Origin of the sequence: Pseudomonas sp. (genome assembly GCF_050739995.1) — a bacterium.
Taxonomy (GTDB): Bacteria; Pseudomonadota; Gammaproteobacteria; order Pseudomonadales; family Pseudomonadaceae; genus Aquipseudomonas.
This window is the reverse complement of record NZ_JBOICG010000599.1, coordinates 1-13,505: the sequence shown is the minus strand read 5'-3', so window position 1 is coordinate 13,505 and position 13,505 is coordinate 1. Positions and strand designations below refer to the sequence as shown.

Below are 13,505 nucleotides of genomic sequence, written 5' to 3'. Positions count from 1 at the left end.
GCTCACGGTAATCATCAAAACCATCGAGGATCATCCGGGCGATTGCGAGGGCGTGCTGCGACATGCGGGAAACCTCTACGGGTATCTGGAAGCCCTGAGCTTAGCCAGTGAAGCGAGGCAGGAGAAGGATGATTTTGCGCGCGCAGCCGTACAACTTTATTCAACGCTTGGATTTATTTTTAACTTTCACAATTCGACCACCCAGTCAGTAAACCCAGCAAAAAGCCCCGCGCCCCAGCCTATGCCCCCGTAACGGCGTGGCTTGGCGTTGTCAGGAGGCAAATCGCTGAGTGCAGCGTGCTAGAGCCGATGCAAGCGTTTTGATAGCGCATAAGGGAAACCCTGATTACCACCTTGATGGCACTTTGATATACAGCGCGCCCTTCTCCCACCCTGACAAGGTCAGAAGACTGATCCGGGAACAGGTTCTAATCGTCCAAGGAGCATTGAGATGTCATTGAGGAATATGCGAATCGGTCTGCGTGCCAGTCTGAGTTTTGGGGTGCTGGCCGCCCTGTTGGTCGCTGTCGGGCTGTTTAGCCTGGGACAGATGTCCAAGCTACGGGAAAGCGCGTTGATCATCGAAGACTCGTGGATGCCGAGCATCGAGAACATTCACGATGCCGCCGCTTGCATCGCCAGTATCCGCCTGGAATCCATGCGCATGGCAACGACCGACGAATCGCGGATTCGCGACAACAGCAAAAACCTGATCGCAAGCCGGCGCAGCGAACTGCAGGCCTTTCTCAAGCACCACGAAAGCCTGCTCAGCGGTGACGAAGAACGCGGGATGCTCAACCAGCTCAAGGGTAACGTGAATACATACGTCGGCCTCGTCAGCCAGATGGTCGACCTAGTCGACAAGGACCAGCAACAAGACGCTATCGACCTGCTGTCCACCCGCGTCGGGCCCCAAGGCACGATTCTCAATAAAAGCCTGGAAGACCTGATCACCTTCAACCAGAAAGGCGTGAAAGACGCCGCTGGCTTGGCCGCCCAGGTGTATGCCAATGCGCAGTGGGTGGTCGGCCTGATCATCCTGTGTGCGCTGATCGCCACGTTATTACTGGCCTGGCTGCTGACTCGCAGCATCACCGCGCCCATCGCCCAGGCCCTGACCGTGGCGCGCACCATTGCCGCCGGCGACTTGAGTCAATCCATCGCCGTTCACGGCCAAGACGAACCGGCGCAATTGCTCACCGCCCTGGCCACCATGCAACAACAGTTGCAGACCACCATCCGTGGCATCAGCGAGTCGGCGCAGCAACTGGCCTCCGCCGCCGAAGAGATGAGTTCGGTGATGGAGCAGAGCACCCGGGGCCTGCAAGCACAGAACGATGAAATCGAGCAGGCCGCCACAGCGGTGAACGAGATGAGCGCAGCCGTGGATGAAGTGGCGGGCAACGCGGTGTCCAGCGCCGAGGCGTCCAAAGCGTCGGACGAAGACAGCAAGCACGGCCACTATCAGATCAGCGAAACCATCAACTCGATCCAGAATCTGGTGGACGAAGTGCTCGGCGCTTCGAACAAAGCTGAAAGCCTGGCGCTGCAAGCTCAAGACATCAGCAAGGTGCTGGAAGTGATTCGTGGCATCGCCGGGCAAACCAACCTGCTGGCACTCAATGCCGCCATTGAAGCGGCGCGCGCCGGTGAGGCCGGGCGCGGGTTTGCGGTAGTTGCCGATGAAGTACGCTCCCTGGCGCAACGCACCCAGGATTCCACCGAAGAAATCGAACAGATGATCAACGGCATCCAGCAAGGCACCCAAGGCACCGTCGACGCCCTGAACAGCAGCGCCGAACACGCCGGTGAAACCCTGCAACGGGCCAACAGTGCCGGCAGCGCGCTGGAAAAGATCACCGCCGCCATCTCGCAGATCAGCCAGCGCAACCTGGTGATCGCCAGTGCCGCCGAACAACAGGCGCTGGTGGCCCGTGACGTGGACCGCAGCCTGGTGAACATCCGCGACCTGTCCACCCAAACCGCCGCCGGCGCCACCCAGACCTCGGCGGCCAGCCAGGAACTGTCGCGCCTGGCTGTGGACCTCAATGGTTTAGTCACGCGGTTTGTCCTGTAATCCGTCACGCGCTCATGTAACACTCGCCGCCTTATTGAGGTAGGAGTGTTCCGTGAGACCTGTCGACACCCTGTATTTGCTGGGGCTGGCTGCCATTTGGGGCGCCAGCTTCCTGTTCATGCGCATCATCGCGCCGGAAATCGGCACGGTGCCGACTGCGTTCTTTCGCGTGTCGATTGCCGCCGCCGGTTTGCTGGTGATCCTGACGGTGATGCGTGTGAACTGGGACTTCCAGGGCAAGTTCAAGACCGTCCTGCTGCTGGGCGTGATCAACTCCGGCATCCCCGCCACCCTGTACTCGGTAGCGGCCCTGGTGCTGCCAGCGGGCTACTCGGCAATCTTCAACGCCACCACGCCGCTGATGGGCGTGCTGATCGGTGGGCTGTTCTTCAGCGAACAGCTGACGCCGTCCAAAATCGCCGGTGTCAGCCTGGGCCTGTTGGGCGTTGGCGTGCTGACGCGCGCCGGGCCGGTGGCGTTTGACCTGGAATTGTTGATGGGGGCGCTGGCCTGCCTGTTGGCGACGACTTGCTACGGTTTCGCCGGTTTCCTGGCGCGGCGCTGGCTGGATCAGCGTGGCGGGCTGGACAGCCGGCTCGCCGCCCTGGGTAGCATGCTCGGGGCCACGTTGTTCCTGCTGCCGCTTTTTGCCTACAGCGCCATCAGCCACCCTCCGGCCAGTTGGGGCGGCTGGCAGGTCTGGTCATCGTTGCTTGGACTGGGGCTGGTGTGTACGGCGTTTGCGTACATTCTGTACTTCCGCCTGCTGTCATCGATCGGGCCGGTGAAGTCGATGACGGTGACCTTCATGATTCCGCCGTTCGGGGTGTTGTGGGGGGCATTGCTGCTGGATGAGCCGCTGTCGATGGCCCATCTGTATGGCGGGATCTTGATTGCCGGAGCATTGTGGCTGGTACTGCGCCAGAAAAAACTGTAGTGAGCGGGCTTGCCCCGCGCTGGGTGGCAAAGCCACCCTAAACCCAGACACCTCGGTCTTTCTGAAACACCGAAGCATCCTTGTTGGGGCGGCTGCGCCACCCAGCGCGGGACAAGCCCGCTCACTACATGCCGGTGTCAGTTTTTACGGAAGACGAAAACCAGGCCGATGATGATCAACCCCATGCCCAACACGCTCAATAACGCGAGCTTGTTGCCAAAGATCAGGTAGTCCATCACTGCCGTCACCGCTGGCACCAGATAGAACAGGCTGGTCACATTCACCAGGTTGCCCCGGGCGATCAGGCGATAGAGCAACAGCGTTGCCAGCAGCGACACCACCAGGCCCATCCACAGCACCGGCAAATAAAAACCCGCGCTGTGTTCATAATGGAATGGCTGGAACGGCACAAACACCGCGCACAACAGCAGGCCTGCCAGGTACTGCACCGGCAGCGTGCCCAACGGGTTGTCGGTGATGCGCTTTTGCATGATCGAACCAAAGGTCATGCTCGCCAGCGCCAGCAGCCCGAACAGCATCCCCGCCAGGGACATGCCGGACAAGCCAATGCCTTGGTAGACCACCATGATCAGACCCGCCAACCCCAACCCCAGACCGAACATCCGGCTAAGCGAACGCTGGCGCTCCATCAGCACCACGGTAAGGATCGGCTGTACGCCCATGATGGTTGCCATCACGCCGGGGGTGACTTTGAGGTCCAGGGCCAGCAGATAGAAAATCTGATAAGCCCCCAACAACACCATCCCCGTCGCCACCGCGTACCACAGCGGCTTGCCGGGACGCGGCAGTTTCAGTTTAAGCACGGGTATCAACAGCACCAGCCCCACCAGGGCGATGGCAAAGCGGATCAGCAGAAAGGCAAAGGGTGATGCATGGGCCAGGCCCAACTTGGAGAAAATCGCCCCGCTGCTCCATAGCAGCACGAACAGGCTCGTCGAGGCCGCCGCGGCCACGGATTGTTTCGAAAAAACAGACATGGTTACCACCTGTCATCAGGCAAAAAAAAGCCGACTCAGCAAACGCTGAAGTTCAATGGTTTTTTTCAGGCGGGCAGAGGGGAACAGCGATCAGCTGATCAGCCCGTGATGCCAACACCCGGCGGTGATACGACTGCGTACACCGGCGTGCTGCTGACAGGAGGTGGGTAGTGACTGATCTGCACAGGCTGTTGGTTCCCGCACGGCGCGACCACAGCGTTGACCGCTGAATCGACGACTGCTGTGCATGAGGGAGCTGACATGTGCTGATCTTTTGAAGGAATGAAGACGCGACGACTATAACCAGCCGCAAACACATTTTGCAATCACCTCCCCGCACCTTTCGCGTGGAGGAGTTTTCATGCCTGCGAAGAATACCGGTCGCTATAATGCCGCCCAGTTTTCTTCAAGGACTTCCCATGATCACTCTGCCCTGGCTGTACCTGGCGCTTCTTTCCATCGGCTACGTACTGGCCTTGACCTACGGGCAATTGGGCCTGCTGGCCGTCGTCTCGGTCGCCCTGCTGCTGATCGCCGGGTACGCCGTACGCCAGCAACGAACCCCTTGGGCGCGCTACCTCGGCCACGGTCTGTTCATCGTGCTGGCCCTGGGTCTGGCCATGCATTGGTTGCCGGGTTTCTACAATGGGCGCGGCATTGCCCCACAACATTTGACCGCCGATGCAGTCCCCTTTTCGATGTACCTGAACCAGGACAAACCCCTCATCGGCTTCTGGCTGCTGTTGGCCTGCCCATGGATCGTGGCGCGACGTTCGCTGCGCCTGTCGATCTACGCCACCGCCTTGGCGCTGGTCCTGACGGCGGTCGCCGCATTGGGCGGTGCAGCATTGCTGGGGATCATCAGTTGGGCGCCGAAATGGCCGGAACAAGCCTGGCTGTGGGTACTCAACAACCTGCTGCTGGTGACCCTGGTGGAAGAAGCGTTGTTCCGTGGCTACATACAGGGCGGCCTGAGCCAACGCTTCAAGCATCTGCCCTACGGCGAAAACCTTGCGCTGTTGCTGGCCTCGTTGCTGTTCGGGCTGGTCCACCTGGGCGCAGGCTGGCAGTGGGTGCTGCTGGCAACCATCGCCGGCGCCGGTTACGGCCTGGCCTACCGCTTTGGGGGCTTGGGTGCGGCGATTGCCACGCACTTTGGCTTGAACCTGCTTCACTTCGGGTTGTTTACCTACCCGATGCTGGCCGGCTGATTGTTGCAAAAATAAGTTAAATAAAAGCCTGTAGCGGCCGACAACCCTTGAAAGCCTTGCGGATTGAACAATCATGCGTAATAACCAACCCGTTACCCAGCGCGAACGTACCTTCCCCGCTCAGCAACGGTTGATCTCCACCACAGACGCCAAAGGGGTCATCACCTACTGCAACGACGCTTTTGTCGAAATCAGTGGTTTTACCCGCGACGAACTGATCCGCGCGCCGCACAACCTCGTGCGTCACCCGGATGTGCCGTCGGCCGTGTTCGCGCACATGTGGTCCACGCTCAAACAAGGCTTGCCATGGATGGGCATTGTCAAGAACCGCTGCAAGACTGGCGATCACTACTGGGTCAACGCCTATGTGACGCCCGTTTTCGATGGCAACCAGGTGGTCGGCTACGAATCGGTGCGCATCAAGCCTACCGCCGAGCAGATCCGCCGGGCCGAAGCGCTCTACCAACGCATCAATCAGGGCAAGTCCGCCGTGCCTCAACGGGACAAGTGGCTGCCGGTGTTGCAGGACTGGCTGCCGTTTATCCTGGTCAGCCAACTGAGCTTCATGATCGGTGCGTCGCTCAACTCCCATTGGGGCTTTGCCCTGGCGGCAGGGTTGTCGGTGCCGCTGGGCCTGCTGGGCCTGAGCTGGCAACAGCGCGGCCTCAAGCGTCTGCTGCGCCTGGCCGAACAGACCACATCCGACCCATTGATCGCGCAGATGTACACCGACAGCCGTGGTGCACAGGCGCGGTTGGAGATGTCGATCCTCAGCCAGGAGGCACGCCTGAAGACCTGCCTCACCCGCCTGCAGGACACCGCCGAGCACCTCAACGACCAGGCGGCACAATCCAACACGCTGGCACATAACAGCTCCAGCGGCCTGGAGCGCCAGCGCGTGGAAACCGAACAGGTGGCCACCGCCGTCAACCAGATGGCCGCCACCACCCAGGAAGTGGCCAGCCACGTACAACGCACCGCCGACGCCACCCAGGAAGCCAATCGCCTGACCGGCCGTGGCCGCGACATCGCCGGGGAAACCCGCGAGGCGATTCAGCGCTTGTCCGTTGCCGTGGGTGAAACCGGCGCGACCGTCACCCAACTGGCCAAGGACAGCGATGAAATCGGCGGCGTGGTCGACGTGATCAAAGGCATCGCCGACCAGACCAACCTGCTAGCGCTCAACGCTGCCATCGAAGCGGCCCGCGCCGGTGAGATGGGCCGTGGTTTTGCGGTCGTGGCCGACGAAGTCCGCCAATTGGCCCAGCGTACTGCGGAGTCCACCGGGCAGATCCACACCCTGATCGCCAAGCTGCAGCAAACCGCCAGCGCCGCCGTACAAACCATGGACGCCGGACATCGCCAGGCCGAAGAGGGTGTGGCACGGGTAATGGAAGCCGATCAGGCGTTGGTGGGCATCAGTGAAGCGGTGGCCAATATCACCGACATGACCACCCAGATCGCAGCGGCGACCGAAGAGCAAAGCGCTGTTGCCGAAGAGATCAGCCGCAACATCAGCACCATTGCGCTGTTGGCGGACCAGACCTCGGAGCAGGCGCTGAACTCGGCGCAGTTGAGTGAAGAGCTGACCCACACCGCCAATACCCAGTACTCGCTGGTAGAGCGCTTCAACCGGTAGATCGCTATCGCAGGCAAGCCAGCTCCCACATTGGACTGGGTTCACAGATTCTGATCTGTGAATACATTCAAATGTGGGAGCTGGCTTGCCTGCGATGGGGCCTTAACAGCCGCCGATGAACTTAGCCACTTGCACCGCTGCAGCCTCCAGATGCTGCTCATGACTGAACCCCGAAGCCTTCAACGGCTTCAAATCATGATCCCCCGCCACCAGCCACATCACTTCGATGCTTGGCGATAACGCATACCCCTCGACCGCCATCCGATTGCCCAGGGCATCCCGCTCGCCTTGCACAATCAACGTCGGCGTCTTCAATCCGGCCAGATGCTCGACCCGGGGCTTTTCCGGCTTGCCCACCGCATAGAACGGATAACCCAGGCACACCAGTCCATCAGCGCCCAACTCATCGGCCAACAAACTGGCCATGCGCCCGCCCATGGACTTGCCACCAATCGCCAGTTTCCCAGCGACATGACGTCGCACCTGGGCATATACCTCACGCCAGCATTCCAGCAATTTCGGCGCCGGGTTCGGAGGGCGCTTACCGCCGTCCACCCGGCGCTGGGCCATGTAGGGAAACTCAAAGCGCAACACGTTCACGCCATGCCCGGCAAGGCGTGCAGCCATATCGTTCATGAACGACGAGTCCATCGGCGCACCGGCGCCATGGGCCAGGATCAGGGTCGCAGGCTCACGCGCGATAGACCCTGTCGCGGCATCCCACAACCAGCCGCGTTCCTGCACGCAGTGCGCCCATTGATCCCCGTCAATACTGGCCTTGTGCTCTTTGCCCATGCTTGCCTCGCTTTTTAGTCTGCCTATAACTCCAGCCCAAGTGCCGCATTGGCTTGGGTTGAACCGTGGATGGGGAACCATGAACACTACTTTAAGTACCGCCTATAACTACAAGGTGGTCCGCCAATTCGCCATTATGACGGTGGTGTGGGGCATCGTCGGCATGGGGCTCGGGGTTTTTCTCGCCGCCCAATTGGTCTGGCCTGCACTCAACTTCGATTTGCCCTGGACCAGTTTCGGTCGCTTGCGCCCACTGCACACCAACGCGGTGATCTTCGCCTTCGGCGGCTGCGCACTGTTCGCCAGCTCCTTCTACTCGGTACAACGCACCTGCCAGACGCAGCTGTTCGCACCGAAAATCGCTGCGTTCTGCTTCTGGGGCTGGCAACTGGTGATTGTACTGGCGGCCATCAGCCTGCCGCTGGGCTACACCACCTCCAAGGAATACGCCGAACTGGAATGGCCGATCGCGATTTTGATCGCCATCGTCTGGGTCGCCTACGGCGTCGTGTTCTTCGGCACGGTGATGAAGCGCAAGACCAAGCACATCTACGTCGGCAACTGGTTCTTCGGTGCGTTCATCATCACCGTGGCCATCCTGCACATCGTCAACCACGCCTCCCTGCCGGTGAGTTGGACCAAGTCCTACTCGGCCTACGGCGGTGCGACAGATGCCATGGTGCAGTGGTGGTACGGCCACAACGCGGTGGGCTTTTTCCTGACGGCGGGCTTCCTGGGGATGATGTACTACTTCGTGCCCAAGCAGGCCGAGCGTCCGGTGTACTCCTATCGTTTGTCCATCGTGCACTTCTGGGCGCTGATCACCCTGTACATCTGGGCCGGTCCGCACCACCTGCACTACACCGCACTGCCGGATTGGGCGCAGTCCCTGGGCATGGTGATGTCCCTGGTGCTGCTGGCGCCGAGCTGGGGCGGCATGATCAACGGCATGATGACGCTGTCCGGCGCCTGGCATAAGTTGCGCAGCGACCCGATCCTGCGCTTCCTGGTCGTCTCCCTGGCCTTCTACGGCATGTCGACGTTCGAAGGCCCAATGATGGCGATCAAGACCGTCAACGCCCTCTCCCACTACACCGACTGGACCATCGGCCACGTACACGCCGGCGCCCTCGGTTGGGTGGCGATGATTTCCATCGGCGCGCTGTACCACATGATCCCCAAAGTCTTCGGTCGCGAGCAGATGTACAGCCTCGGCCTGATCAACGCGCACTTCTGGCTGGCCACCATCGGCACCGTGCTCTACATCGCCTCGATGTGGGTCAACGGCATCGCCCAGGGCCTGATGTGGCGTGCGGTCAACGAAGACGGCACCTTGACCTACTCCTTCGTCGAAACCCTGGTGGCCAGCCACCCAGGCTTCATCGTGCGGTTGGTGGGCGGTGCGGTGTTCCTCACCGGCATGTTGCTGATGGCTTACAACACCTGGCGCACCGTGCGTTCTGCGCAGCCAGTCGAAGCCGCCACCACGGCGCAGCTGGCCTGAGGAGTCTGTGATGAAACACGAAACGATTGAAAAGAACGTCGGCCTGTTGATGCTGCTGATGGTATTCGCCGTGAGCATCGGCGGCCTGACCCAGATCGTCCCGCTGTTCTTCCAGGACGTGACCAACAAGCCGGTGGAAGGCATGAAGCCCTACACCGCGCTGCAACTGGAAGGCCGTGACATCTACATCCGCGAAGGCTGCGTACAGTGCCACTCGCAGATGATCCGCCCGTTCCGCGCCGAGACCGAGCGCTACGGCCACTACTCGGTGGCCGGTGAAAGTGTGTGGGACCACCCGTTCCTGTGGGGCTCCAAGCGCACCGGGCCGGACCTGGCTCGCGTTGGCGCGCGTTACTCGGACGATTGGCACCGCGCGCACTTGTACAACCCGCGCAACGTGGTGCCAGAGTCGAAAATGCCGGCCTACCCGTGGCTGGTCACGGCACCGGTCGACAGCAGCCACACCGAGACCAAGTTGAAAGTGATGCGCACCCTCGGCGTGCCGTACACCGACGACGACATCAGCGGCGCCGTCGCCAGCCTCAAGGGCAAGACCGAGATGGACGCGCTGGTTTCGTACCTGCAAGTACTCGGCACTGCCATCAAGAGCAAGAGGTGAGCCATGGGATTTGAATTCGATGCGGGCACCATCCGCGGCCTCGGCACGCTGGTGGTCGCCATCGCCTTTATCGGCCTGTCGCTGTGGGTGTTCAACAACCGGCGCAACGCGGAATTCGAGCAGGCGCGCCTGCTGCCGTTCGCTGATGAACCCTCTCCATCCGACGCTCAAGAAGAGCCTGCAACAAGGAGCACCCGGCCATGACTACCTTTTGGAGTACATGGATCTGCGTACTGACCCTCGGCAGCCTGATCGGCCTGACCTGGCTGTTGATCGGCACCCGCAAGGGCGAGACCAAGGGCAGCGTCGACCAGACCATGGGCCATGCCTTCGATGGCATCGAGGAATACGACAACCCGCTGCCGCAATGGTGGTTCATGCTGTTCGCCGGCACCCTGGTATTTGCCGTCGGCTACCTGATCCTCTACCCGGGCCTGGGCAATTGGAAAGGCGTGCTGCCGGGCTATGAAGACGGCTGGACCCAGAACAAGGAATGGGACAAGGAAATGGCCAAGGCCGACGCCAAGTTCGGGCCGATCTTCGCCAAATTCGCGGCCATGCCGGTGGAAGACGTGGCAAAAGACCCGCAAGCATTAAAAATGGGCGGCCGCTTGTTCGCCTCCAACTGCGCGGTGTGCCACGGCTCGGATGCCAAGGGTGCGTATGGTTTCCCGAACCTGGCGGACACTCTCTGGCGCTGGGGTGGTTCGGCCGAAGCGATCAAGACCACCATCTTGAACGGCCGCCACGCGGCGATGCCGGCCTGGGGTGAAATACTGGGCGAGGACGGTGTGAAAAACGTCGCCGCCTATGTGCGTCACGACCTGGCCAAATTGCCATTGCCGGCCAACAGCACGGCTGATCTGGCGGCAGGTCAAGCGGCCTTCAATACAACTTGCGTGGCGTGTCACGGCCCGCAAGGCCACGGCATGGAAGCCATGGGCGCGCCGAACCTGACCGAGCCTGCCGGTTTTATCTACGGCACCAGCCTGGCACAGTTGCAACAGACTATCCGCCACGGCCGACAAGGCCAGATGCCGGCGCAAGATGTGCTGCAAGGCAATGACAAAGTGCACTTGCTCGCCGCCTACGTCTACAGCCTGTCCCACAACGCTGATGGCGCAACGCCAGAAAGCCAACCGCAATAGCTTGTGACTGCCGCCCCAATTTGGGGCGGCAGCTCTACCGCTCTACGCGACCAAGTGTCGCACCCATCCAAAGCGCAACTTTCCCCTCCTGCCATTCGGGTCTACGCTTGCTTGCACAGCGGACTGATCCTGGCGTACGCAACGACTCCTGTCGCGACCCTGAAATTTTCTTGTCCACTCGATCAGCTTTCCATTTCGGATTTTGTCCCTACGCCAAACATGGAAAGGGCGCAGAATCTGGCGTGGAACGCATTGATACAGGTCAGCCATTGCGTTGCAATGGCCCCTCGCTTTCTACATACTTGCGGCCGATTTTACCTATAAAAAAACCTAAACCGTGGAACCTTAGAATGAGCACAGCAATCAGTCCGACTGCTTATAACTATAAGGTAGTCCGCCAGTTCGCCATCATGACGGTGGTCTGGGGGATCCTTGGCATGGGGCTCGGGGTGTTCATCGCCTCGCAACTGGTTTGGCCGGAATTGAATTTCGGTTTGCCATGGACGACCTTCGGCCGCCTGCGCCCGCTGCACACCAACCTGGTGATTTTCGCCTTCGGCGGATGTGCATTGTTTGCCACCTCCTACTATGTCGTGCAGCGAACCTGCCAGACGCGACTGATCTCCGATGGCCTCGCGGCCTTCACCTTCTGGGGCTGGCAAGCCGTCATCCTCGGCGCCGTCATCACCCTGCCCCTGGGCTACACCACCACCAAGGAATACGCCGAGCTGGAATGGCCGATCGCCATTTTGCTCGCCATCGTGTGGGTGACCTACGCCGTGGTGTTCTTCGGCACCATCGTCAAGCGCAAGACCAAGCACATCTATGTGGGGAACTGGTTCTACGGCGCGTTCATCCTGGTGACGGCGATGCTGCACATCGTCAACCACGCCTCCTTGCCGGTGAGCTTCTTCAAATCCTACTCGGCCTACGCCGGGGCGACGGACGCGATGATCCAGTGGTGGTACGGCCACAACGCCGTGGGTTTCTTCCTCACCACCGGTTTCCTGGGGATGATGTACTACTTCGTGCCCAAGCAGGCCGAACGTCCGATCTACTCCTATCGCCTGTCCATCGTGCACTTCTGGGCGCTGATCACCCTGTATATCTGGGCCGGCCCGCACCACCTGCACTACACCGCGTTGCCAGATTGGGCGCAGTCGTTGGGCATGGCGATGTCGATCATCCTGCTGGCCCCGAGCTGGGGTGGCATGATCAACGGCATGATGACCCTGTCGGGCGCCTGGCATAAATTGCGCACCGACCCGATCCTGCGTTTCCTCGTGGTATCGCTGGCGTTCTACGGCATGTCGACCTTCGAAGGGCCGATGATGGCGATCAAGACCGTCAACTCGCTGTCCCACTACACCGACTGGACCATCGGCCACGTGCACGCCGGTGCCTTGGGCTGGGTGGCGATGATCTCCATCGGCGCGCTGTACCACATGATCCCCAAACTGTTCGGCCGTGCGCAGATGCACAGCGTCGGGCTGATCAACGCGCACTTCTGGCTGGCGACCATCGGCACCGTGCTCTACATCGCCTCGATGTGGGTCAACGGCATCACCCAGGGCCTGATGTGGCGTGCGATCAACGATGACGGCACACTCACCTACTCCTTCGTCGAAGCGCTGCAAGCCAGCCATCCGGGCTATATCGTGCGTGCCCTGGGCGGTGCGTTCTTCGCCAGCGGCATGTTCCTCATGGCCTACAACGTCTGGCGCACCGTGCGTGCCGCCGACCCAGCTGAAGCCGAAGCCGCCGCCAAGATCGCCGTTGTGGGAGCCCACTGATGAAGCATGAAGTAGTCGAGAAGAATATCGGCCTGCTGGCCTTCTTCATGGTCATCGCCGTGAGCATCGGCGGCCTGACCCAGATCGTTCCGCTGTTCTTCCAGGACGTGACCAACAAGCCGGTCGAAGGCATGAAGCCACGCACCGCCCTTGAACTGGAAGGCCGCGACGTCTACATCGCCAACGGTTGTGTCGGCTGCCACTCGCAGATGATCCGCCCGTTCCGCGCCGAAACCGAACGTTATGGCCACTACTCGGTGGCCGGCGAAAGCGTGTGGGACCACCCGTTCCTGTGGGGTTCCAAGCGTACCGGGCCAGACCTGGCCCGGGTCGGCGGACGTTACTCCGATGACTGGCAGCGTGCGCACTTGTACAACCCGCGCAACGTGGTGCCTGAGTCGAAAATGCCGGCGTACCCGTTCCTCGTGGAAAACAAGCTCGACGGCAAGGACACCGCGAAGAAGATGGAAGTCTTGCGCACCCTGGGCGTGCCCTACACCGATGAAGACATCGCCGGTGCAGCCGCCGCCGTGAAGGGCAAGACCGAAATGGACGCATTGGTGGCCTACCTGCAAGGCCTTGGCACCATCATCAAAAGCAAACGGTGATCTTCATGGATATCGGGATGATTCGTGGCCTGGGCACCGTTGTCGTGATGGTGGCCTTTGTCGGCCTGGCGTTGTGGGTGTTCAGCCCCAAGCGCAAGTCGGAGTTTGAAGACGCGACCTTGCTGCCTTTTGCGGATGATCCCGAAGCCATCAAGCACGTCGAGCAAGCTTCTAGG

14 protein-coding genes are annotated in these 13,505 nt (G+C 60.8%); 12 read left to right on the top strand and 2 right to left on the bottom strand.

What is annotated here, in order from left to right:
* The 3 genes from ACRESD_RS20070 to ACRESD_RS20060 form a co-directional block, all read left to right on the top strand.
* Nucleotides 1-253, top strand: a 253-nt coding sequence (locus tag ACRESD_RS20070) for a hypothetical protein (protein WP_431752492.1), incomplete at its 5' end; no start/stop codon positions are given.
* 198 nt (nucleotides 254-451) lie between these two features.
* A complete protein-coding gene (locus ACRESD_RS20065) occupies nucleotides 452-2,077 on the top strand; it encodes a methyl-accepting chemotaxis protein (RefSeq protein ID WP_431752491.1) in 1,626 nt (541 codons plus the stop codon).
* A gap of 52 nt (nucleotides 2,078-2,129) precedes the next feature.
* Nucleotides 2,130-3,014: a DMT family transporter gene (locus ACRESD_RS20060; RefSeq protein ID WP_431752490.1), complete on the top strand. Its 885-nt coding sequence runs from the start codon at nucleotides 2,130-2,132 to the stop codon at nucleotides 3,012-3,014.
* Nucleotides 3,015-3,151: 137 nt separating this feature from the next.
* Here the strand turns inward: ACRESD_RS20060 and ACRESD_RS20055 are convergent, their stop codons facing one another.
* Entirely contained in the window at nucleotides 3,152-4,012 is an 861-nt protein-coding gene (locus tag ACRESD_RS20055) for a DMT family transporter (RefSeq protein WP_431752489.1), read from the bottom strand.
* Between the two features lie 419 nt (nucleotides 4,013-4,431).
* Between ACRESD_RS20055 and ACRESD_RS20050 the strand changes: the two genes are divergently transcribed.
* Entirely contained in the window at nucleotides 4,432-5,223 is a 792-nt protein-coding gene (locus tag ACRESD_RS20050) for a CPBP family intramembrane glutamic endopeptidase (RefSeq protein ID WP_431752488.1), read from the top strand.
* A 73-nt stretch (nucleotides 5,224-5,296) separates the two neighbouring features.
* On the top strand, nucleotides 5,297-6,862 hold the full coding sequence (locus ACRESD_RS20045; protein WP_431752487.1) for a methyl-accepting chemotaxis protein: 1,566 nt from the start codon (nucleotides 5,297-5,299) through the stop codon (nucleotides 6,860-6,862).
* Between the two features lie 102 nt (nucleotides 6,863-6,964).
* Here ACRESD_RS20045 and ACRESD_RS20040 read toward each other — a convergent pair whose 3' ends face one another.
* Nucleotides 6,965-7,657: an alpha/beta family hydrolase gene (locus ACRESD_RS20040; RefSeq protein ID WP_431752486.1), complete on the bottom strand. Its 693-nt coding sequence runs from the start codon at nucleotides 7,655-7,657 to the stop codon at nucleotides 6,965-6,967.
* 79 nt (nucleotides 7,658-7,736) lie between these two features.
* On the opposite strand from ACRESD_RS20040, the gene ccoN (ACRESD_RS20035) reads away from it, so the two are divergent.
* The 7 genes from ccoN (ACRESD_RS20035) to ACRESD_RS20005 all read left to right on the top strand — a co-directional run.
* Entirely contained in the window at nucleotides 7,737-9,161 is a 1,425-nt protein-coding gene (gene ccoN / locus ACRESD_RS20035; RefSeq protein ID WP_431752485.1) for a cytochrome-c oxidase, cbb3-type subunit I, read from the top strand.
* Nucleotides 9,162-9,171: 10 nt separating this feature from the next.
* A complete protein-coding gene (ccoO, locus tag ACRESD_RS20030; RefSeq protein WP_134656962.1) occupies nucleotides 9,172-9,780 on the top strand; it encodes a cytochrome-c oxidase, cbb3-type subunit II in 609 nt (202 codons plus the stop codon).
* 3 nt (nucleotides 9,781-9,783) lie between these two features.
* A complete protein-coding gene (locus ACRESD_RS20025; RefSeq protein ID WP_071483007.1) occupies nucleotides 9,784-9,984 on the top strand; it encodes a cbb3-type cytochrome oxidase subunit 3 in 201 nt (66 codons plus the stop codon).
* Nucleotides 9,981-10,928: a cytochrome-c oxidase, cbb3-type subunit III gene (ccoP, locus tag ACRESD_RS20020; protein WP_431752484.1), complete on the top strand. Its 948-nt coding sequence runs from the start codon at nucleotides 9,981-9,983 to the stop codon at nucleotides 10,926-10,928. The genes ACRESD_RS20025 and ccoP overlap by 4 nt, the downstream gene beginning before the upstream one ends.
* Before the next feature lie 350 nt (nucleotides 10,929-11,278).
* Nucleotides 11,279-12,721, top strand: a complete 1,443-nt coding sequence (gene ccoN, locus ACRESD_RS20015) for a cytochrome-c oxidase, cbb3-type subunit I (RefSeq protein WP_431752483.1) — start codon at nucleotides 11,279-11,281, stop codon at nucleotides 12,719-12,721.
* Entirely contained in the window at nucleotides 12,721-13,329 is a 609-nt protein-coding gene (gene ccoO, locus ACRESD_RS20010; RefSeq protein ID WP_003193167.1) for a cytochrome-c oxidase, cbb3-type subunit II, read from the top strand. Before ccoN (ACRESD_RS20015) ends, ccoO (ACRESD_RS20010) begins: the two co-directional genes overlap by 1 nt.
* 5 nt (nucleotides 13,330-13,334) lie before the next feature.
* Nucleotides 13,335-13,505 (top strand): cbb3-type cytochrome oxidase subunit 3 (locus tag ACRESD_RS20005; protein WP_431752493.1); only part of this gene is annotated, 171 nt, incomplete at its 3' end.